Below are 21343 nucleotides of genomic sequence, written 5' to 3'. Positions count from 1 at the left end.
TGGAAGGAAGAACTCATGAGTACCACTTGGTCCGGCGCAGAGCGAAAGTCCCGTGCCCCCATCAGCATTCTCAACCCAACGGAACCCGAGAGTGAGGACACCACCCAGGTGAGCCCTGAGCCGGCGACCAGTGAGGTCCCCGCAGCAGGGCAGGCTCAGTCACTGAGCGAGCCTGCAGCTCCGGTGCAGGCTGTTCCGTTGGTCAGTGGCCGGCGCAGCGCCTCCGTGCTGCAGAAGGACAACATGAACGATGAGCTGCCGCCGGCCACCGGCTGGCAGGCGTTCCTTCGGACCATCACGTTCGGTCTGGTCAAGCCCAAAGTCGGCGCAGTGGAGCTGGCGCGCCGGACTGACCTGTCGGCGATCCAGCGCGTTTATTCACGTCCCATGCGGATCATGGTCGCCCAGCCCCTGGGTGGGGTCGGGAAGACCATGTGCAGCGTGGGTATCGGCTCAACGTTCGGTATCCACTCGGGCCAGCACGCCATCGTGTGGGACAACAACGAAATGATGGGCACCCTCGGGGTCCGGACCAACGCGAACGGCTCCACCCGCACCGTGTGGGACCTGCTGAACGTCCTGGGGAAGTTCGAAACCATCGAAGCCCGCAAGGGCGACTTCACCTATTACACGCGTCACCAGGGCAAGAACCAGTTCTCCGTTCTGGCCTCCGACGAGGATCCGGACCGGATGAAGTCCATTGGCGCGGACGAGTTCAACCGCATCCACACCGTCGTCAGCCGGTTCTACGACACCATCGTCCTGGACACCGGCAACAACACCCGCTCAGAGAACTGGCTCGCTTCCATCGAGGTCACCGATCAGCTCGTGGTCCCGGTCCGGCTCCAGCGCAACGCCGTCGTCTCAGCACTTCGGATGATCGAACAGCTCGAATCCATGTCGGAGCGCCAGACCAACCCCCATTACAAAGACCTGGTGGCCAACGCCGTCGTAATCGTCACCCAGGGCGGTGGTGCCAAGGTCTCCGCCGCTGACCAGGCGGACCTGCGCGAACAGCTCAGTTCAGCGGTGCGGACCATCATCGATATTCCTTACGACGCGGCCCTGGATAACGGCTCGATCATCGACTGGCAGCTGGTCGGTGATCCCGCCCGCCGCGCCTTCGAACGCGTCACGGCCAGAATCGCCGCAGGTCTCCTGACGGTCGATAACCGCAATCCATCCCAGCACAGCACCACCAACTGATAGGACAACTGACCATGTTCAACACAATCTCCACCAACTTCGTCGCCACCGCGGTGGACAACCCACTGGACGGGGTGACTCCGAGCCTGAGCGTTTTCGGTGTCCAGTTCGAGGGAGCGACCCAGCTGATCCTCGGCGGGATCTGGGCACTGGTCGTGGTCCTGGTCGCAGGAGCCTTCCTGATGAACCTGGGCAAGTGGGGTGTCGCCTGTCGGCGCGGCCACTCTGACGACATTGCAGAAGGCGCAGAGGGTGCCAAGCGCAGCGGTGTCGCGTTGGCAGCTGTCGCCAGCGCGAGCGTCATCATCGGTGGCATCCTGACACTCACCGCCTTAGCAGGAGCTTAGCCAATGCTCTCCCCAGCGCCGTACAGGCAAGAGTCCAACCATGTGCCCCCTGCCATCGTCTCAACCCTGAACGGATCTGAGTCATGAAAATGAACTGGAAAGTACTGGTCGCCAGCGCAGCGATGGTGGTCATCGTGGCCGTCGCCGTCGTACTGATCAACTTCCGGCCAAACGAACAGACAGCGCCGCCGCAACCGGAACCCGATAGCGGCATGGTGGCAGGAAGGCTGGGTTTCCCCGTCTCCAAACTCAACATCGGAGAAGGCGGAACCAAAATCGCCGCCGATGGCAAAACCCCCATCGGATATAGCGGCACCTGCGACTCCGCCGCCCAGGCAGCAGCCAACTACACGCCGGTACTGGCCGACGTGAATCTGAAAACCTGGGACACCCAGAAAGCCACCCTGAACTCCCTGGCTGTCCCTGGCCCGTGGCTGGACACGGTTCTTCTTCCTGGCGACAGCGTCACCAATGTCGTGGCTCAGGGTACCGAGCTAAAGACTTTTGCTGGCGGCTGGATGGAACAGACCAACGTCAAGGCCGGCGGTATGCACCGGATGGTTTCATGCGAGCCGAAGAAGACTGCCGTGGTGCAAGTGTTCTTTGGTGCCCTCGGAACCAGTGACACCTTGCCGCAGGGATATTTCGGCACCCGAACCATGGAGCTGACCTGGAAGGACGATTGGAAAATCTCCAACGTCGTGACAGGCGTCAATGATGCGGACTTGGTTTCCCGGTTGAAGGACAAAGGCCCTTCTGGCGGACTCGGAGGGACCCCGTCAGGAAACATACCGCCGCTGGATGAATCCATAGTGGCGAGGTACTTCAAGGACCTGAGCAAGGAAGGCTGGGCAGAGTATGCAAACGCTACGCGGTAGCAGCCGGCTCCGACTCGTAGCCCTGTTCCTTTCTCTCTTTATCGGATTTGGTGTGGTTACCGCAGGCGCTGCTCAGGCCGCGAACGAAGTGAACGCTTCCGAGAAACTCAACGCGGACCAGCTCAAACGTCTGGCAGGACTCCCACGGGCGGAACGCGACGGCATCAGCGACCGAATAAACCAGGAACTCGCCAAGAACATCTGCCAGCCCAATCCAATGAGTGCAACGATGATTGGCCAGGACTGCGAAGGGATGTCAACGCGGGCTTTCAACAGCTTCCTGACTACGCCAGAGCAATCCCTCGATTACAAACCAGAGACAAGCAAAAGCCAGTTCTGTGCTGCCCTGGCCAAAGAAGGTGCCCGGCCGGTAACCACTGGGTTGTGCGTAGCTGAAGCTGCGTGGGAGAAGTATCAGCCCATCGCTGGGGTTGCCCTCCGGACGGCGGTTGGTATGCAGCCTGGTGGGCAGTTCGTGTTGGGCGCTGTGGACACGGTGGCGTTCGTTGCGGATGCGAAGAACGGCTTGGATAAGTTCGCTAACTCGACCAAAGAGGCCGCTGTGACGGCCACGAACGAGGTGCTGATGAACATCCTGAAGACCTCGGAGTTCCAGGTTGATGACTCTTTCCGTGAGATGTGGGGCATCTTCTCCGGGATCGGGATCGTGTTTTTAGTGTTGATGTATTTCAAGCTGTTCAAGGATCTCTCCGATGAGAAGATCGACTTCGACACGGTGCGGCAGTCGCTGTTCTGGTACGGCCCGCTGTCGCTCCTGCTGGCCGTTTTCGGCCCCGCTTTAGCGCACGTTGGCCATGGTGCGTTGATGAACTTGGCTGCTTCGATCAGTCCGTGGACCGCGAACCAGATCATGGACTTCGCGACAACGATTTCCCGATTCGCTGCCTTCGAATCAAACGGAGTTTTCGGGCCGTTGGCCGCAGTCCTGTTGTTCGGGCTTCTCTTTATCGGTGCCTGGGCGCTGCTGGGGCTGTTCGCCCTGCAGCCAATGGCCCTGTACCTGCTGGGGGTGGGTCTGGCCATCCTTATCGGTTACATGGTCCACCCCGATCACCGGGCGAAGGTCGCCAAAACCGGGTCGCTGTGGGCCGGTATTGCACTGTTCAAGCCACTGATCCTTTTGCTGATGGGGGCGCTGTTCACCTTCATCAGCAGCCGGCCCGCCTTCCAGGGCGAAGGGACAGGCGATGCGCTGATCAATGCTTCCTCGGTGTTCACTGCCGCCGCGGCGATGGTGGTCCTGGCCTTTTCGCCGGCGTTGCTGTTCAGGTTCGTACCGGTTCTGCCGTCGTCGGCTACCGGGCTGGGCGCTAACCGCCGGTCGATTGCTGGTGCGGCTGTTGTTGCCGGGGCAGGGGCTGCCATCGGGTCGATGATCCGTAAGCGCCGCACAGCGCAGGCCCAGTCCGGTTCCGGCGGCAGCGGCCGTCCGGGCGGTTCTGCCGGGTTTGAAACCGCCGGTCCCGGCTTCTCAGCTGGCCCTGGTGGGGGCCTCCCTGGTGGGGCGTCGGCCGGAGTCGGTGCGGGTACTGGCTCTGGTGGGCGGCGTGGTGCTGGTGGAGTTCGGCAGGAAACTGCAGGGCAGGGCGATGCTGCCCCGTCTTCTGGCGGTGAGGGTGCACCGGATAACCGCACTATTGGTGAGCTGCAGCGTGAGGACCGTGCTGGTACTCCTTCGGGGAAGGCGGCTAACGCTGTCCGCAGTGGTGCGGCGGCCATGGGCAGGGGAACGGTTGCCGCGACGCGGGGATCCGCGAAGATCGCTGCCGGTGGGGCGACAGCGTTTCTGCTCGCGGGCCGGGAAGCATCCCGGCAGGCTGCGATGCGCGGCCGTCAGGGCGTCGGGTCGATGGCGCCTGATACCGACCACATCAGTGGCCGGTAAGCGGTAAAGAAGCAGGGGGAGTTGGTCTGATGGGAAGAATGGTTGTTGTCGGTGGCGAGGTTTCCCGCCGTGGCCTGTTCGGCGGTGGCCGGACCGGTCCTGAGTGGGTTGGCCTGAGCGCCGCGACCGCCCTGGGGATGATCGTCATCATTTCCCTCTCGAGCATCATCTGGCTCGGGCTGTCGCTCGGGGCTGTGATTATCGGCGCCGGGGTCATCCTCACCACGCCCAGCAAGATCACGGGCTACCGCTCCCTCGGAGCTCTGTATGTGGAGGCCAGACACCAGCGATCCCGCCAGAAGAACAAGACTGCAACGTTTGTTCCTGTGAAGTTCCGGGATCAGACCCGCATGGTCAAGGCCGGCAAAGCCGACCGTTCCCGGGCTGATGAGCAGGGCATGATCGAGGTCCCCGTCAAGCACACGAACAACGTTCCGCTGATGGTGGGCACTGTCAGGGCGTTCACCGTGAAGACCCCGACCGGGCCGATGACGGTCTTCCGTCACGGCGGCCGGATCAAAGAGCCCTATTACACCGTGACGGTCGAGATCATGGGTTCGTCCTCCGGGATCCGGGAGGAAAACCGTGAGGACTCAGCCTATGTGGCCCGCGGGCAGTTCCTGGCACGGCTGGCACGCCGGCAGTCACTCATCACCCACGTCCAGTCCCTCTCCCGGGCAGTGCCGATGGACTCCACCGATCACCTGCTCTGGATCAGAGACAAACAGGCACTGGATGTGCCCCGGATCCTGCTGGAGTCCTACGGGGACCTGGTGCAGACCCTGCAGTCCCGTTCGGAACAGCATCGGACCTATGAGACGTTCAGGATTCCGAAGTCCGCGACGCTGAGCTTGAAGGCGGGCAAGCTCAGCGGTGGCGATACCGGCCTGGGCCTGGCCATCCACCAGGAGATCCGCACCGCCCTGTCCCAGGCGCAGATGATGGGCGGGATTCAGGACTACCGGACTCTGGGCCCGGAACAGATGGCCGGGCTCTTGCGTCATTTGCAGGACCCGGACTACGACATTGACGACCACGAAGGCGCTGACCTGGCTGACTGCTGGCAGCACCTGGACGGGGAAACCTCGGATTCCTCCGTGGTCGTGAACGGGCACTGGTACACCCGCACCGGGTACGTGCCGGCCTCGGCGTTCAGCCCCGAAGCCATTCCCGTCTCGGCCCTGCAGTCGCTGGTCAGCGGGATCCAGCCGGCCGTCGTCCACTCGGTCTCCATGGTGATGGAACTCGAAGACGCCCGGAAAGCGCGTGGGAAGGCCCGCACTGACGCGGCCATGGACCGTGCCCGGGAAAAGGAAGTCGCTAAGTCCGGTGTCGTCACCGACGGTTCCGAAGACGTTCTCCTGGGCGCCTCCACCCAGCGGCTCCTGGACCTCAAACCCGGCTCCGGTCACCACGGAGCCTCCTACGCCCTCTACATCTCCTACTCCGTCGAATCAGAAGATGAGCTGCTGGCCACCGCTGACCTGATCGAAGCCGCCGCCGCAGATGCCGGGATCGAATTCATTGACTGGCTGGATCACCGGAACGATCTGGCACTGATCACCACCATGCCGTTTACGAGAGGAATCCGATGAACACGCAAAAACTCATCAGCGGTTTGAGGATGCCCTGGGCGCTGACCAGCAAATCCCACCGCACCCAGCAGTCTTCGGGCCCCGGACAGCGGCTCACGGGCGAGCACCCTGCAGCGGTGGCCACCGACGATGCCGTGGCCACCAAACGCCGCTCCAACTCCAAGAAAAGGGCTGACGAGAAGAAAGCCGGCATCCGGCAGCGGGCCGAAGCCCAGGCGAGGTCCTCGGTCCAGTGGCACTGTGAGCGCGGCAGCACCCAGGCCTCGAAACTGGGATTCTATGACCCTGCCGCACCTGGCGTGTTGTCCTCCACCCGGCAGATGGAGTTCTCCCACATGGCCATCGCCTCGCCCCCTACCTCGCACCGTGGGTTGGCGTTCGGCATCGACGCCGGCTCCGGCTGGATGATCGTCCATGACCCGTTCACCTCCTACGGCAACGAACTCGAATCCCCGAACGTCTGCTTCATCGGGGACCTCGGGCAGGGCAAGTCCTCCGGCATCAAAACCTGGGCGGTGCTCAGGCAACTGGTCCTCGGCCGCCGCGTCGTAGTGATCGATAAGAAGTACCAGCTGGACCAGAACGGCGGCGAATACACCTCTTTGGCCCGGAGCCTGGACATCAAACCGGTGAAGTTCATGGTCGGCGGGGGAGGGGCAAGGATCAACATCCTGGACCCGCGCATCGCAGCCCGCCTCCACGAAGACAGCCACGATGACACCGCACTCTCCACCCCCGCCGGCCAGTCCATGTTGGTCCGCGCCGTCGTGGAGGAAGCCCTGGGCCGTCCGCTGCTGCCCAAGGAAGGCAAGGCAGTCCGCATGGCCCACAAGCAGGCCCTGCGCGTCGCTGCGGCCGCGGGCGAAATCGCCCACATCAGGCACGTCCTGGACGCCCTCTACGCACCGGACCCCGCCACCACGGAGAAGGCCGGCCTGCAGTGGGACGAGCTGCGGCAGTGGGGCCAGGACCCCGCGTTCGAACTCGAACGCATGATTGAAGATGACCTGGCCGGCCTGATCGACGGACCCACCAGCACGGAAATTTCACTTAACGCCGGCCTGACCGTCTTCGACGTGTCGCTGCTCCCGGAGGACGGACCGGCACTGGCGATCGTGATGACCATCATCAACACCTGGCTGGCGAACACCCTCTACCGCCAGGCCGAACCGGTCCCCACGATCCTGGTCATCGAAGAGGCCTGGCACACCGTGCAGGGCTCGGTCGCGAAGGTCACCCGGCGGAACACCAAGCTCTCCCGCGCCCTGTCCCTCTCGTCCATGTTCGCGTTCCACCACATCTCCGACATTCCCGAAGACTCCCCGGCGATCGCCATGCTCAAGGAATGCGGCACGGTCCTGCTGTACAAGCAGCAAAAATCCGATGACGCCTGGGCCTGCGAACGGATGTTCAACCTCCCGTCCGGGTCCGCAGCCGACATCGCCACCCTGACCAAGGGAACGTGCATGATGCGGATCGGCACCAAAGACCCGTTCATCGCCATCCACATCCGCAGCGCCCTCGAAATCGAACTCACCGACACCGATAAAGCCATGAAATCCACCGCCACGATCACCCAGATCGACGCCAGCACACAGGAGGCCGCAGCATGAGCACCGGAAGCCGCATGTCCACCGATTCAGTGATGAAAATCGGCCTTGCCGTCATCATCGGCGTCCTGGCCGTCCTCGGATGGGTCTCCGCCTTCCTGGGCGAGCTGATCACACCCACCGGGATGCCGTGGACGGACTCCACCGCCCTGTTGGCCAAAATCAAGGCCGGCCAGTTCGCCTGGCCCGGCGCAGCAACATGGATCCTCATCGTCCTGGCGGTCCTGGCCCTCATCGGAGCAGGAATGCTCAGCGCACTCTTAGGCACCAAAAAACACAGGGACGACGGACTGCCCCGCTACAAAGACCTCGAAAAGCGCATGGGCAAAAAAGCCGCCCTCACCAAAGCCAAACAGTCCCTGGAACTTCCCACTGACGCCACCGAAGACGAAATGATCGTGGCCCTGTGCAAGCTCGACGGACAGACACTCTACGTCCAGCACGAGGACTCCATGTGGGTGTTCGCCCCGCAACGCTCCGGCAAAACCCTGTTCCTCGCCGTCGGCATCGTCCTGGACGCACCAGGTGCCGTCATCGCCACCTCCACCAAAAATGACCTGCCCATGCTCACCGCCGTCGCGCGGCAGCGCAAGGGCGAGGTATCCGTGTTCGACCTCCAGGATATTTCCGGCTGGGACAACAAAGTCCGTTGGAACGTCATCGACGGGTGCGAAGACCCCGACGAAGCCCTGGCCCGCGGCAAGGCCTGGGCCGGCGCCCAGCCCATGGGGGACGTAAAAAACGGGGACTTCTTCAACTCCAAGGCAGCCGCCGTGCTCGGCCGGTTCCTGCACGCCGCGGCGTTGGGCGGGAAAAGCGTCGATGACATTGTGAAGTGGACCAACAACTTCTCCAACACCGAGCCGCTCGATATCCTCCGCCGGCACAACGCCCCCCGCAGCGTTCACCTCCCGCCTGCAGGCGCTGATCTCCTCACGAGCCGGGGAAACCGTGGACTCCATCCAGGAAACCCTGGCTGGCCTGCTCGAACCGTTGTCCTCGCCCAGGGCCATGCACATCCTCAGCCCGCGCAAAGGCGAAGGATTCACCATGGAAAAGTTCCTTGAAAAGCCGAACACCCTGTACCTGCTCACCGACGGGGAACGTTCGCCGGTAGCCCCGTTGGTGGCGATGTTCGCTGACTTCATGTTCCGTAAGGCCCAGCGCATCTCTCAAGGCGCGCCGGGGGGCCGACTGTGGCCGGTGTTGACGATGGTCCTGGACGAGGCTCCGAATGTTGCCGCCATCCCGGACATGGCCGGCGCGCTCTCGGACTCCGGTGGCCGCGGGATCCGCATCATCGGATTCAGCCAGTCCTTTGCCCAGAACCGTCAGCGGTGGGGTGCTGAGGCCGCCACTGCCATCCGTGGAACGTCTTCGATCAGGTTGTTCCTGCCGGGCCTGGAAGAACTCGATGAACTCGACAAGATCGCCCGTGCTGCGGGAACCACCCGGCACCAGCGGGTTTCGACCTCCCAGGGGAGGAATGGATCCTCCCGCACCACCAGTGAGGAAGAACGCCCGGTGATCCGCGGCTATGAGATCCAGCAACTGCCCGTGGGGGAGGCCTTCATGCATTACAGCAACGTGGCTCCGGCGCGTGTGCAGCTCACCCCGTGGTGGAAGCGTCCCGACGCCGACCAGATCACCAAAGACAAGAAAGCGGCCCAGTCGCTCAAAGAAACGAATGCAGCCGACCAGTACCAGCAGGACCAGCTCACTGAGGCCACAGACGTTGAAGCCGCGGCCGTCGGCACGAGCGGGGATAGGGCATGAGCGCCACACCTGAAGAAGGGGCCGACGTTGAGGTCCCCTTGCTGGAAGATGTCGTCCTGGCGCATGTCGGGCAGATAGGTGCCCTCGAGGAGGGCATGCAGGTCCTGGTGGAGATGATGGACGATCTTCTTGCTGTCCCGCCCAAGAATAAACCTGCGCCCTGGAACTGGAAAGAGCTAACCGGCCCCGACGCCGCAAAACTGATGGAGGCGCTGGGCGCCTGGGTGAATTGGATCAACGAGCGGTACGGCGTAACGGACAGTTCCCGGATCCTCGGGTGCTGGTACCTCCATACAGCCGTCGTTGAAGAGCTCACGGCCGCGTGGGTGGCATGGCAGGCCGCCTACTACGGCCACAAGAATGCGGTGACGGACGCGGCTTCCTGGCACGACGGCACATTCTGGCCCATGCTCGAACGCATCAGGTCCAAACCCTGGGGCCTTAGTGAGTGCATCAACGAAGGAAACCACGTCGACCACCGGTCGTCCTTCAGGCCATCCACCGATCCTGGCTTCTCCGACTTTCTTGCCGAACTGGGAGCGACAGTAGCAACCGGATAGACCGCAGCCAGGTGTCAGGTTGGAATCCAGGACTGTCCATCAGAAGGCTGCAGGAAACGCGTTTGGGACCCTATCCTGACGCTGATTGAGTGACTGCCTGACGCCTAGCTGGGGTGTACCCCAAGCTGACACCTGTTTGACTCGGCACGCGATTCCCACAAGGGCATGGACCAAACCGGAGAGGATGCCAGCGGGCGTTGGCGCCGCGAAAAGCGGATACGGCGATTGCGGCTCGTGGCAGCACCGTTACCAACACCCCGAGATGTATTGCTTCCAGGATTCACCAAATTCCCGCCGCTTCGACTCGGCATGGTCCAGCCGCGCGAAAGGCGAAATCAAAAAGTTGCTGCATGGCCTAACCATAAAGGCCGGTGATGACAGGCCTGATAATGCCAACTACTTCTAGCCCAGAAATATCGGCATACCTGGCACACTCGATAGATACCTTCTTCCGCGACCATCCCTGCTCGTCTCGCACTGAGGCAGGGCGAACAGGTCAGCGCCCTACAGGGGTGGCTTGTGAATTAGTGAAATATCCGACGTTAGCGTTCAGTGGGGCGGCGAAGTGGCCCGTATTTGCTGGGTTTGATGTCGCTCCCGTTTTGAAGGATAGCGATTATGCGCAAGCGATACCCCCAGGATCAGCGTGATCGTGCTGTGCGAATGGTCCTTGACCACCTCGGTGAGTACGACTGCGTTTTTGCCGCCTGTTCCAAGACACTTGGACGGTCAGGGACGGCAACCGTCGAACCCTGCGCAACGGCTTGTGGCGCAGGACTCGGAGCTGGCCCAACAGGCCGCCAAAAACTCCTACTCCTTGAATTCTTGGGTGTGTCCGGCAAACTCGCCGAAGCGACTCCAAAGGATGATGCATTTTTTGCACGTAGGTATTGCGGTTAATGCACTTGCGTTCGATAGTAGGTTGCATGATTGAGACGCAGGCCACATGGCTTGCCGCAGTCACCAGAGGACGTTCAAGTGGATGCTGACCGCTGTGAAGAGGCAGCGCATTTCCCGATGGAGGAAAAATGATTGAGAAACAGACGACATTCTTTAGTGAAGGCAGCCGTCTTCAGGCCACCTTGTACTACCCGGATGACCTTTCGGAGGGCACGCTGAGGCCGGCGCTGATCGTCAATTCGGGGTACCAGGGCTTTAATGAGTTCTACCCCAAGATGTTCGCCCGTCTGATGACGCAGCAGGGCTATATCTGTCTCGGATTCGACTATCGCGGTATGGCAGACAGTGAGGGTCCGAAGGGTACGGTCCTCATCGAGGAACAGGTGGAGGATATCCGCAACGCCGTCACGTTCCTGCAGACTCAGCAGGATGTGGATGACCGTCAGATTGGCCTCATCGGTTGGGGCATGGGCGCCGCCAACGTGATTCTCGCCGCCGAAAAGGGCCGTAATGTCGCGGCCGTCGCTGCCCTGAATGGCTTCTACAAAGGGGAGCGCTGGCTGAAGTCCATTCACTCCTACCACGAGTGGACGAAGATCCTCCAGGACGTTCAGGAAGACCGCACGCGCCGCGTTCTCGAGGGAGAGTCAAGGATGGCAGACACCTTCGAGCACTATCCGCTGGACCCCGCCACCGACGACTACGTGCAGAAGGAACTCTCGCAAGTCTACGGTTTCGGCCACCCCACCCGGCTCCAGTTCACCGAGTCGATCCTGGACATGAACGTGGAAAAGGTCGTCGCAGACATTGCACCGACTCCACTGTTCATCGGACACGGCACCCGCAACTCCCTGCACCCCATTGATGAGGCTCTGGCACTGTACGAAGCCGCCTCATCGCCGAAAACGCTCTACAGCGTCGACGGGCGGCACAACGACTTCATGTACGTCGATCACCCGGAGTTCGTGCTGTTGTGCGACCGCCTGGATGAGTTCTTCGGGCAGGCTTTCGCCGCGAGCTCGTCCCCGGTACGCAGCGTCTCTGCCTGACCGACCACCTATAGGATGCGGTTTTTGCAACTCGATGTTGCATGGATCACATCCGACACCTAGTATCCGGGAATGGACATGGATCAGAAGCAGAGCGGAGCGGCGAGGGTCATGGCAGTCCTCGACGTGCTCAGTTCTGCCGACGCGGCTCAGTTCCCTGACGGGATGACCGTGTCGGATGTTTCGCGGGTATTGGGCCGCGAAAAGTCGGTCGTGTCGCGTCAGCTCAAGAGCCTGCTGGAAACCGGGCTGGTGGCCCGGGATCCCGCCGGCCGCTATGAGCTGAGCTGGCGGCTGTTTGCATTGGCCCTCCGGGCCGGTGACCAGCGCCTGACGAAGGTTGCGGGGCCGCTGATGTTCCGGTTGACCGAGGTGGTCCGCGAACGCACTTATCTGACAGTACTCAGCGACGGCGAGGTCCTGACAGTACATTCAGAAAGTTCGCGACGGTCAATCGAGGCACCAGGGTGGGTCGGGCGTACCGTCCCTGTGAACCGAAGTTCCAGCGGGATGGCGCTGCTGTTGGACCACGGGGATGATCATATCCTCGACATCGTCCGAAGCGGCCAAGACGGCGTGGGACTGCGTGAAGCGCGGGAGTTCCTGGCGCACGTCCACGAGGCCCGGCGGAAGGGCTACACGGTGGCGAACCGGATTTTTGACCCTGAAATTGTGGGCATCGGCACACCCGTGCGTGATTATTCAGGGCGGATTACAGCCGCAGTGAACATCTCGGGCCCGGCCCTTCGCATTGAACCCCATATAGGGGTCTTCTCGGGCCACCTGCTCGCGGCGGTCCGCACTCTTCAGCAGGCGCTCTCTCCGGTCACGCACTCGTCGGCCTAGCGGCCGCCGGGTTCCGCCGTACGGGCCTGCCCTTCCGTAACCCTCCCTCCACAAGTCAAGAACGAGCAGGAGTTAACCATGCACTGTCTTGCTATGCCTTTTTCCGTCGTCGGTTCCCGGACCTACGACGTGGTTTGCCGGCCTGACGGAAGACCCTCTTCACAAGAGCGGTCGGACCGTCTCCTCACGCTGGATCAGAGGACGCCGTGTTTCTGGAATATCTGACGAATAACGCTACCCGGCTGCTGCTTCTCGCGGAGCAGCACGCCGAACTGGTTCTGATCAGCGTCGCCGTTTCCGCGGTCCTGGGCATCGGGTTGGCTTTTCTCACGGAGTCCATGCCCCGGTTGCGGCAGACCTTGTTGTCCGTAACCGGTACCCTGCTGACCATCCCCTCATTCGCCTTGTTTGCCTTGATGATTCCCTTGCTGGGTCTGGGGGTCGCCCCGACGGTCGCGGCACTGGCCATCTACGGCATCTTCCCCATCCTCCGCAACACGGTGACCGGCATTGAAGGAGTAGACCCGGCTGTCATCGATGCGGCGCGCGGGCTGGGCATGGGCCCGGGCCAGCGGCTCCGAACCGTTGTTCTTCCGCTGGCCTGGCCGGTGATCCTCAACGGCATCCGGACCGCCACCATCATGCTGGTGGCTACGGCAGCCATCGGCGCCGTAGTCCGCGGTCCGGGCCTGGGGGAGCTGATCTTCCGCGGTCTCGCCCGGATCGGTGGGGCAAATGCCCTGTACGAAGCACTGTCCGGTGTGATCGGGGTTGTGCTTGTTGCGCTGGTCCTGGATCTCCTATTCATCTTGATAGCAAAAATCACCACTGTGCGAGGATTAAATGTCTGAAAACCCAGGAAGCAGTCCTGACACCATGATCTATCTGGAGGGCGTCTCCAAGCGCTACCCGGACCAGGGCAAAGACGCCGTTGCCGGCCTGTCGATGGAAATCAAACGCGGCGAATTCGTCGTCCTGGTCGGCCCGTCAGGATGCGGGAAGACCACCACCCTGCGCATGATCAACCGGCTGGTTGAACCGACCGAAGGGCGCATCTGGATCGACGGTAAGGATGTCACCCATGTTGACGTGGACCAGTTACGGCGCGGCATCGGCTACGTCATCCAGCAAATCGGCCTGCTCCCGCACCTGACCATCGCAGAGAATGTGGCGCTGGTTCCCAAGATGCTCGGTGTTGCCAAGAACAAGCGGCGTGAACGTGCTGAAGAACTCTTGGACCTGGTTGGCCTGGAGCCCGCCACGTACGCGAACCGGTACCCGAGGCAGCTCTCCGGCGGCCAGCAGCAGCGCGTCGGGGTAGCCCGGGCGCTGGCGGCTGATCCACCCGTCATGCTGATGGATGAACCGTTCGGCGCGGTGGACCCCATCGCCAGGGAAAAGCTTCAGATGGAGTTCCTTCGTCTGCAGGAACGGATCCGCAAGACCATCGTCCTGGTCACGCACGATATTGACGAGGCCCTGCGCCTGGGGGACCGGATCGCCATCTTCGGGCCCGGATCCCGGCTGGCGCAGTTCGACACCCCGCTGCAGATCCTCAGCAACCCGGCTGATGATTTCGTCCGCGACTTCGTGGGGGCCGGAGCGTCCGTCCGGCGCCTTACCCTGTTGAAGGTGGGGGACGTGATTGGCACGTCAACTATGGAAGCCAGCAGTGTTCTTGCCACCGTTGAAGTCGACCCGGGGGAAAGCGTCCACCGCGCGCTCGAGAAGGTCCTGGCCGCAGGCGCCGAAGGCGTCAACGTCAAGCTCTCCGGCGGGGCGTCCCGGATCATCGACATCCAGGGGCTGCTCACCGCGGCTGCCCAGCGGACTCCGGTGCCGTCATGAGTTCGACAATCATGGAGCGGGTCACCGTCCCCGGAACCAGACGCTCCACCGTGTGGGTTGTTCCGGCGATCGTGCTGCTGCTCGTTGCCGGCACCACCGTCTATGTGGGATCCGTCCCCCTTGATTCGAGTGAGACGCGGAGCCTGGCGCCGGAGGTCATCTTCACGTCACTGTGGCAGCACGTCCAGCTGGTCGTCGTTTCGACAGTGCTCACGATAGCCATCGGCGTGCCGCTAGGGGTCCTGCTCACCAGGTCCCGCACCAAAGGAGTGGGTGCGGTGGTGTTGGCGGCAGCCAACGCCGGACAGGCCGTCCCGTCCATCGGCGTCCTTGTTCTGCTCGCGATGATTTTCGGTGTTGGCTTCTGGATGGCGGTGATCGCCCTCGTGGCCTATGCCCTGCTGCCCGTGCTACGCAACACCATGGTGGGCATCCGGCAGGTCGACCGTGCGTTGATCGACGCCGGCCGCGGCATGGGCATGAGCGCGCGGGAAGTCCTCTTCACGATTGAGCTTCCTCTCGCGGTGCCCGTCATGCTGGCCGGGATCAGGGTGGCTCTTATTCTCAACGTCGGAGTGGCCACCCTGGCGGCCTTCACCAATGCCGGAGGCCTGGGATCGATCATCTCCTCCGGAATCGCCCTTAACCGCATGCCGGTCCTGATCGTTGGCAGCGTGCTGACGATCTGCCTTGCCCTGACCGTTGACTGGCTGGCCGGCATCGCCGAACGCCTGCTGCGTCCGCGGGGAATCTAACCTGCAAAACCCTAGTGAAAGAGATGCAAATGCGTAAAAGTGTGATTGCCGTCGGTTTGTTCAGCGTTGTGCTGACCAGCGGCTGCGCCTTAGGTGGCAACGGTCCCGGCCAGGCTCCCGGTGCGGCCAAAGACGGCCCGCTGAAAGATGCCGCCATCAACGTCGCCTCCAAGAACTTCACCGAACAGCTCCTGTTGTGCGAGGTCGCTGCACAGCGCTTGGAATCCCAAGGCGCCAGCGTCGAGCGGACCTGCGGCATGAGCGGTTCCAGCGCGGTCCGGGCGGCCCTCACCAGCGGCGCGGTCGACATGTACTGGGAATACACCGGCTCTGGCTGGCTGACCCACCTGCAACAAAAAGAGACCATCACTGATCCCGACACGATGTACCAAAGGCTGAGCGAAGCAGACAAGAAGAACGGTGTCGCCTGGTTGACGCCCGCTCCTGCCAATAACACCTACGCTGTTGCCGCCAAAACCGAAACCGCCAAAAAGCTTGGGGTCTCCACCCTCTCGGACTACGCGAAGCTGACCAAGTCCGATCCAGCCAGCGCCGCTTTCTGCGGGGCTTCGGAATTCTTCGGCCGCGATGACGGATGGCCCGGCCTGAAGAAGGCCTACGGCATCGATCTTCCCCAGAACAAGGTCGCCGAGTTGGCGGAAGGTCCCATCTACAACGCCATCGGAACGGGCAACCCCTGTAGCTTCGGCGAAGTGTTCGCCACCGACGGCCGCATCGCCTCCCTGGGACTGACGGTGCTCGAGGACGACAAGAAGTTCTTCCCGCCCTACAACCTCTCGTTGAACGTTAGGACTGCCACGCTGGAGAAGACCCCGGAAGTCCAAACCGTGATGGAACCGATCAGCAAACTGCTGACAACCACCGAACTGCAAAAGCTCAACGCCGAAATCGACGTCGACGGCAAAACGCCCGAGGAGGTGGCCAGCGCGTGGTTGACAGCCAACAAGCTCAACTGATGTCCCAGCCGTCGCCGGCGGACACCCTGACCGTCGGACTGTTGCAGACCGCCCCGGTATTCGGCCAGGTAGAGGCAAACATCCGGCGGATTCTGGAACTGGGAGACGGTCTCGGCGACCTGGACCTGGTCCTGACACCGGAACTGGCGGTCAACGGGTTCGGGTTCGACGCCGAGGCGGATTATCGCCCGCTGACAGCGGACGATGAGCGGCTCTCCGCCTTCGCCAACCGGCGAGGCGCCATGGGGATAGGTTTTGCCGAAACTGTGGGTGAGGGGCGTCCCCGCAACGCCTACCTGATCACCGGCCGGGAGGAACGTCATCTTCAGCATAAGATCCACCCTGTCTCGTATGCCCCGTGGAACGAACACCTCGGCTTTGAAGCCGGCGACGCGCTGGGCACGACGGTCATCCGCGGCGCCCAGTGCGCCACCGTCATCTGCAACGACATGTGGCACCCCGTCATCCCATGGCTCGCGGCCCAGGCAGGCGCAGAAGTGCTGATCGTGCCCGTTGCGAGCATCGAAGGCGCCAACGCGGCGCAAGTGCAGCGAACATGGCAGGTCATCCTAGAACACGCCGCCCTGCTGCTGCAGTGCTATGTGGTCTTCATCAACCGGTGCGGGACGGACAGCGGTGCGAAGTTCTGGGGCCGGTCCCGCATCCTGGGCCCGGACGGGTCAACCCTGGCCGAAGCCGGGGATACGGAGATCACGTTGCATGCCACCCTCGATCTGGCGGCTCTTCGTGCACTCCGTGCCCGGACGCCAATACTGGATGAATCCCGCTATGACGTGGTGCTCAAAACCCTCAAGCGTCACTCCTCGGCAGAGGCCGTTCCGGAAGGACACGATCCGCGTGTTTGACGTCCATGTCCACGCCGCGCCCGACGTCATCGGGCGTATCGGCTACGACGACGAAATCTGCGCCCGCTATGCGGAGGCGGGGTTCTCCGGCTTCGTCCTGAAGGCCCACCACGAGTCAACTGTCGGCCGGGCAACGGCGCTGGCCCGGTCCTCCGGGCTGGATGTTGTCGGCGGCATCGCGCTGAACCGGGCCGCCGGCGGGGTGAACCCGGCAGCCGTCGTCTCGGCCCTGGGAAGCGGCGGCAGGGTGGTCTGGTTCCCGACCGCCGACGCCCACACCCAGGAAACCGCGGCCCTGCCCCGCCTCAGCGATCTTGATTCCCGCCTCGACCGGGCCGTACTGGCGGTCCCCCCGGTACTCACGCCCAACGAGCAGCAGTCGGCAGAGATTTCCTTGGTCCTGGACCTCATCGCCGAACACGACGCCGTACTCTGCACCGGGCACCTCAGCGGGCCCGAGTGCCGGTGGCTACTGGATCAGGCGCAGCAACGCGGCATCACCCGGTTCCTGCTGACCCACCCCTCCTACACCGTGCCAGGAATGAGCGTGGCCGAGATCGCCGAGCTTGCCGCCCGGGGCGCCTACATCGAAATCACCGCCTATCAGCTGTGGCACCAGTCTGGCATGACACCGGCGCGCCTGGCCCAGGTGGCACGAGCCGCCGGTGACCGGCTCATCCTGGCCTCCGATGCCGGGCAACCGGACAGCCCGCAACCGCCCGAGGCGCTGCGACAGCTGGTTGCCGCCCTTTTCCGTGAAGGCCTGGACGCAGGCTGGCTGGCCGCCGCCGCCTCAGAGATCCCCAGACAGCTCGTACTCTCATGAACACCGACACCCCCAGCCGTGGACAGGACATGCGCCATACACCGGAGGCTATGGCGTTCACGAGAGTGGTCCGAACCAGAAATGGCAGGAGACAGCCAGATCGGAGACGTGGAGTTGCTACTCCCGTAGAGCTTCGTCAGCCCCTATTTCCTTCGGGCGGACCTGGGATACGACGGGAAGTTCTGCCGTGTCGATCACTGTAATGGTCGCCCGAATGGTGTCACTGCGCTCGTAATGGCCGCGCCCATGACGTTCGGCCGCCCGAAACGGACGGACAGCCGGCCAAAAATTATCACCCTGACAATCGCTGCGGTGACAGCTGGGAGCACCCAGCTGTCACCGCACAGTAGGAGAAGAAATGACCCCCGTCGCCCTGCGAGAGGACCTCACCACACGCGTTGCCTACGTTTCGGACGCCTCGATATACCGGCGCGTACCCGCGGCCGTTGTTGAGCCCCGCTCCGTAGAGGAGATCCGCGATGCCCTGTCCGTCGCGAAGGAACGCGGTTGGTCCGTCGTATGCCGAGGGGGTGGGACCTCCGTGGCCGGAAACGCGATCGGCGACGGACTCATCATCGATACCAGCCGCTACTTCAATCAGATCCTCGCCATTGACCCCGAGGCCCGCACGGCACGGATCCGCCCGGGAGTCGTGTGCGACACGCTGCGGGACGCGGCAGGAGAGTTCGGGCTCACCTATGGGCCCGACCCTTCAACGCACTCGCGCTGCACCGTCGGTGGCATGTTCGCCAATAACGCCTGTGGCTCCCACTCCGTTGCCTGGGGCACTGCCGCGGACAACATCGTCTCCCTCAAGCTCATGCTGGCTGACGGGCGAGAGATTGAGGTCGGCTCCGACAACTGCAGCGACCCGGTGATCGCGGACCAGCTCGAACGGCTCCGAGACGAGCACCTGGGCATCCTGAGGACTGAACTTGGGCAATTCGCCCGCCAAGTATCGGGATACGGGTTGCATCATCTGCTCCCCGAGAATGGCTTCAACGTGGCCAAAGCCATGGCGGGAACCGAAGGAACCTGCGGGATCATCACCGAGCTGACAGTCAGGCTCGTCGAGCGTCCGCGGGCCACGGCGCTGGCCGTCCTCGGATTCTCCGATGTCTTCGGGGCCGCCGGCGCTGCACCTCTTCTGCGACGCCCTGGCGTGTACACGGTCGAAGGAATGGGGGCTGACCTGCTGGCCGCCCTGCGTACACGGCCCGGCCAAGAGACGGCAGGTTCCGAGTTGCCCGACGGCGGAGGCTGGCTGTACGTGGAGGTCGGAGCAGAAACCCCCGCCGAGGCCGGTGACGCGGCCCGGGCGCTGGTTGACGAGCTGGTCCGCGACGGGCGCATCGTCGACTCTGTTGTCGTGACGGAGACCAATCAGGCGCGTGCGCTGTGGCGCATCCGTGAGGCGGGGGCGGGCATCGTCACCCGGCTACCCGACGGCGGCGAGGCCTGGCCCGGCTGGGAGGACTCGGCTGTACCCCCGGAGCACCTGGCAGACTATCTGCGCGACCTGTACAAAATCATGGACTCACATGGGCTGCGCGGCATACCGTTCGGCCACTTCGGCGAAGGCTGCGTGCACATTCGGATCGATTTCAGCCTCGGATCAGAGGAAGGCGTCCTCGGCTACCGGACGTTCATCGAGGAGGCGGCCGCACTGGTGGCCCGCTATGGCGGGTCTGTGTCCGGTGAACACGGTGATGGGCGCGCACGTTCGGCACTGCTGCCCTTGATCTACTCCGCGGAAGCGCTGAAGGCCTTCGCACAATTCAAAAACATCTTCGATAAGGAGAACTTCTTTAACCCGGGCGTACTCGTTAACCCGGAGCCCATCGACCAGGGCATCCGTCCCGGTCCCGGAAACCGAACCTTCGAACTGACCCCGGTACACGCCTTCAGCCATGACAGCGGATCATTCGCAGGCGCCACAAACCGCTGCGTAGGTGTGGGGCTCTGCCGCTCCGATGTGGGCTCCATGTGCCCCTCCTACCAGGTGACACGGGACGAGGTCCACTCCACCCGCGGGCGGGCGCGCGCCCTGGGGGAGATGTTACGCGGGGAGTCAGTGACTGATGGTTGGCGATCCAAGGAAACTCTGGAGGCACTGGACCTGTGCTTGTCCTGCAAGGCCTGCTCCACTGAATGCCCCGTGAACGTCGATATGTCCACATACAAGGCCGAATTCCTCCATCACCACTACAAGGGCCGCATCCGCCCCATGGCCCACTACGCAATGGGATGGCTACCGCTGACATCCCGCCTGCTTGAGGCTGTCCCGGGCACCGCCCGATTAGCCAACTGGACACTTGGATTCCGCCCGGTCGAAGAGCTGGTCAAACGCCTGGCTGGCATCGAGCCCAAGCGCCGCATGATCCACTTCGCACCCCAAACCCTACGGAAGTGGTTTGCAACCCGTGCCCGGGCACAGGAAAAAACTTCGGGTGCGCCGGCAACGGCCGGTCCCGAACGACCCACCGTGATGCTGTGGCCGGACACGTTCAACAACTTCAATTCCCCTGAGGTGGGTCAGGCCTCGGTCGAGGTCCTTGAGGCGATGGGATACCGCGTGATCCTCCCGGATGGCCAGGTGTGTTGCGGGCTGACGTGGCACTCCACCGGACAGCTGGACATGGCCAAGCGGATTATTTCGCAGACCCTGGACTCGTTGGGTCCGGCCCTGGACGGCAACATGCCCATCATCGGGCTCGAGCCGTCCTGCACCGTCATGCTCACGGACGAGATCACCGAACTGTTGCCCGATGACCCCCGAGCCGCCAAGCTCGCCCGCCAGGTCGTGACCCTGGCGGACATCGTGGCGGCCCACCGCGGACCCTGGCCGTTCGGCGAAATCAACGCTAAGGCCATCTCCCAGGTGCACTGCCACCAGGAAGCGAAGGGCTCCTATAACCCGGACAAGGCCGTGCTGCAGAAGCTGGGAGTGGACACTGACATCATCGGCTCCGGCTGCTGCGGACTCGCAGGCAATTTTGGTTTCGAGCCCGGGCACTGGGACGTCTCGCAGGCCCTGGGAGAACGCGAACTCTTCCCCAAGGTACGAACGAAAGACGAAGCCACGCTCGTGCTCGCCGACGGTTTCTCATGCCGTACACAGGTGACGCAGGGCACCGGAGTCAACGCCCGTCACCTGGCCGAAGTGCTGAAACTGGCACTTGACCAGAAGACGCCGAACCCGACGCAGCAGCACCCGACCACCGAATTGGAGACGAAGTGACTCCCCGGCCCAGTTAAACGCCGGGGAAAACCAGCAGCTGACGTCCACGGATCACTGAATCGGGTCTGTTCAGCAGTAATAAGAAAAGGAAACATCTCTCGAAAACGGCGCACCCGCCGTAGTGAAAATGACCCTGCCCAAAGGAGAGAGTGAACGA

18 protein-coding genes are annotated in these 21343 nt (G+C 62.9%); all 18 read left to right on the top strand.

What is annotated here, in order from left to right; genetic code table 11:
* Window positions 1-15 precede the first annotated feature (15 nt).
* The 18 genes from MUN23_RS22540 (at window position 16) to MUN23_RS22455 (ending at window position 21186) form a co-directional block, all read left to right on the top strand.
* Complete coding sequence (locus MUN23_RS22540) at window positions 16-1206, top strand: ParA family protein (protein ID WP_248761280.1); 1191 nt, start codon at window positions 16-18, stop codon at window positions 1204-1206.
* Between the two features lie 14 nt (window positions 1207-1220).
* Window positions 1221-1553: a hypothetical protein gene (locus MUN23_RS22535; protein ID WP_248761278.1), complete on the top strand. Its 333-nt coding sequence runs from the start codon at window positions 1221-1223 to the stop codon at window positions 1551-1553.
* 134 nt (window positions 1554-1687) lie between these two features.
* On the top strand, window positions 1688-2431 hold the full coding sequence (locus MUN23_RS22530) for a hypothetical protein (RefSeq protein ID WP_248761276.1): 744 nt from the start codon (window positions 1688-1690) through the stop codon (window positions 2429-2431).
* Window positions 2412-4337, top strand: coding sequence for a hypothetical protein (locus MUN23_RS22525; protein ID WP_248761274.1), 1926 nt, complete (start codon window positions 2412-2414; stop codon window positions 4335-4337). Before MUN23_RS22530 ends, MUN23_RS22525 begins: the two co-directional genes overlap by 20 nt.
* Before the next feature lie 29 nt (window positions 4338-4366).
* Window positions 4367-5932: a hypothetical protein gene (locus MUN23_RS22520; RefSeq protein WP_248761272.1), complete on the top strand. Its 1566-nt coding sequence runs from the start codon at window positions 4367-4369 to the stop codon at window positions 5930-5932.
* The gene (locus MUN23_RS22515; RefSeq protein ID WP_248761270.1) at window positions 5929-7545 is read left to right on the top strand and encodes an ATP-binding protein; all 1617 of its coding nucleotides are present in this window, start codon (window positions 5929-5931) and stop codon (window positions 7543-7545) included. Before MUN23_RS22520 ends, MUN23_RS22515 begins: the two co-directional genes overlap by 4 nt.
* Complete coding sequence (locus MUN23_RS22510) at window positions 7542-8609, top strand: type IV secretory system conjugative DNA transfer family protein (protein WP_248761268.1); 1068 nt, start codon at window positions 7542-7544, stop codon at window positions 8607-8609. The genes MUN23_RS22515 and MUN23_RS22510 overlap by 4 nt, the downstream gene beginning before the upstream one ends.
* The gene (locus MUN23_RS22505) at window positions 8494-9318 is read left to right on the top strand and encodes a type IV secretory system conjugative DNA transfer family protein (RefSeq protein ID WP_248761267.1); all 825 of its coding nucleotides are present in this window, start codon (window positions 8494-8496) and stop codon (window positions 9316-9318) included. Before MUN23_RS22510 ends, MUN23_RS22505 begins: the two co-directional genes overlap by 116 nt.
* Window positions 9315-9878: a hypothetical protein gene (locus tag MUN23_RS22500; RefSeq protein ID WP_248761265.1), complete on the top strand. Its 564-nt coding sequence runs from the start codon at window positions 9315-9317 to the stop codon at window positions 9876-9878. Before MUN23_RS22505 ends, MUN23_RS22500 begins: the two co-directional genes overlap by 4 nt.
* 1028 nt (window positions 9879-10906) lie before the next feature.
* The gene (locus MUN23_RS22495) at window positions 10907-11827 is read left to right on the top strand and encodes an alpha/beta hydrolase (protein ID WP_248761264.1); all 921 of its coding nucleotides are present in this window, start codon (window positions 10907-10909) and stop codon (window positions 11825-11827) included.
* A 72-nt stretch (window positions 11828-11899) separates the two neighbouring features.
* Window positions 11900-12673, top strand: a complete 774-nt coding sequence (locus MUN23_RS22490; RefSeq protein ID WP_248761263.1) for an IclR family transcriptional regulator — start codon at window positions 11900-11902, stop codon at window positions 12671-12673.
* Window positions 12674-12879: 206 nt separating this feature from the next.
* A complete protein-coding gene (locus MUN23_RS22485; protein ID WP_248761262.1) occupies window positions 12880-13524 on the top strand; it encodes an ABC transporter permease in 645 nt (214 codons plus the stop codon).
* On the top strand, window positions 13517-14521 hold the full coding sequence (locus tag MUN23_RS22480; protein ID WP_248761261.1) for an ABC transporter ATP-binding protein: 1005 nt from the start codon (window positions 13517-13519) through the stop codon (window positions 14519-14521). The genes MUN23_RS22485 and MUN23_RS22480 overlap by 8 nt, the downstream gene beginning before the upstream one ends.
* Window positions 14518-15276, top strand: coding sequence for an ABC transporter permease (locus tag MUN23_RS22475; protein WP_248761260.1), 759 nt, complete (start codon window positions 14518-14520; stop codon window positions 15274-15276). The genes MUN23_RS22480 and MUN23_RS22475 overlap by 4 nt, the downstream gene beginning before the upstream one ends.
* Before the next feature lie 29 nt (window positions 15277-15305).
* Entirely contained in the window at window positions 15306-16253 is a 948-nt protein-coding gene (locus MUN23_RS22470; protein WP_248761259.1) for a glycine betaine ABC transporter substrate-binding protein, read from the top strand.
* Window positions 16253-17119, top strand: coding sequence for a carbon-nitrogen hydrolase family protein (locus MUN23_RS22465; RefSeq protein ID WP_248761258.1), 867 nt, complete (start codon window positions 16253-16255; stop codon window positions 17117-17119). Before MUN23_RS22470 ends, MUN23_RS22465 begins: the two co-directional genes overlap by 1 nt.
* Window positions 17112-17945, top strand: a complete 834-nt coding sequence (locus MUN23_RS22460; protein WP_248761256.1) for a DUF6282 family protein — start codon at window positions 17112-17114, stop codon at window positions 17943-17945. The genes MUN23_RS22465 and MUN23_RS22460 overlap by 8 nt, the downstream gene beginning before the upstream one ends.
* A 358-nt stretch (window positions 17946-18303) precedes the next feature.
* Window positions 18304-21186, top strand: a complete 2883-nt coding sequence (locus MUN23_RS22455) for an FAD-binding and (Fe-S)-binding domain-containing protein (protein WP_248761254.1) — start codon at window positions 18304-18306, stop codon at window positions 21184-21186.
* Window positions 21187-21343: the final 157 nt, after the last annotated feature.

Source organism: Pseudarthrobacter sp. SSS035 (assembly GCF_023273875.1).
In the GTDB taxonomy this organism is placed as follows: Bacteria; Actinomycetota; Actinomycetes; order Actinomycetales; family Micrococcaceae; genus Arthrobacter.
Note: the sequence above shows the minus strand (reverse complement) of the source record. Positions and strands in the feature narration are given on the sequence as shown.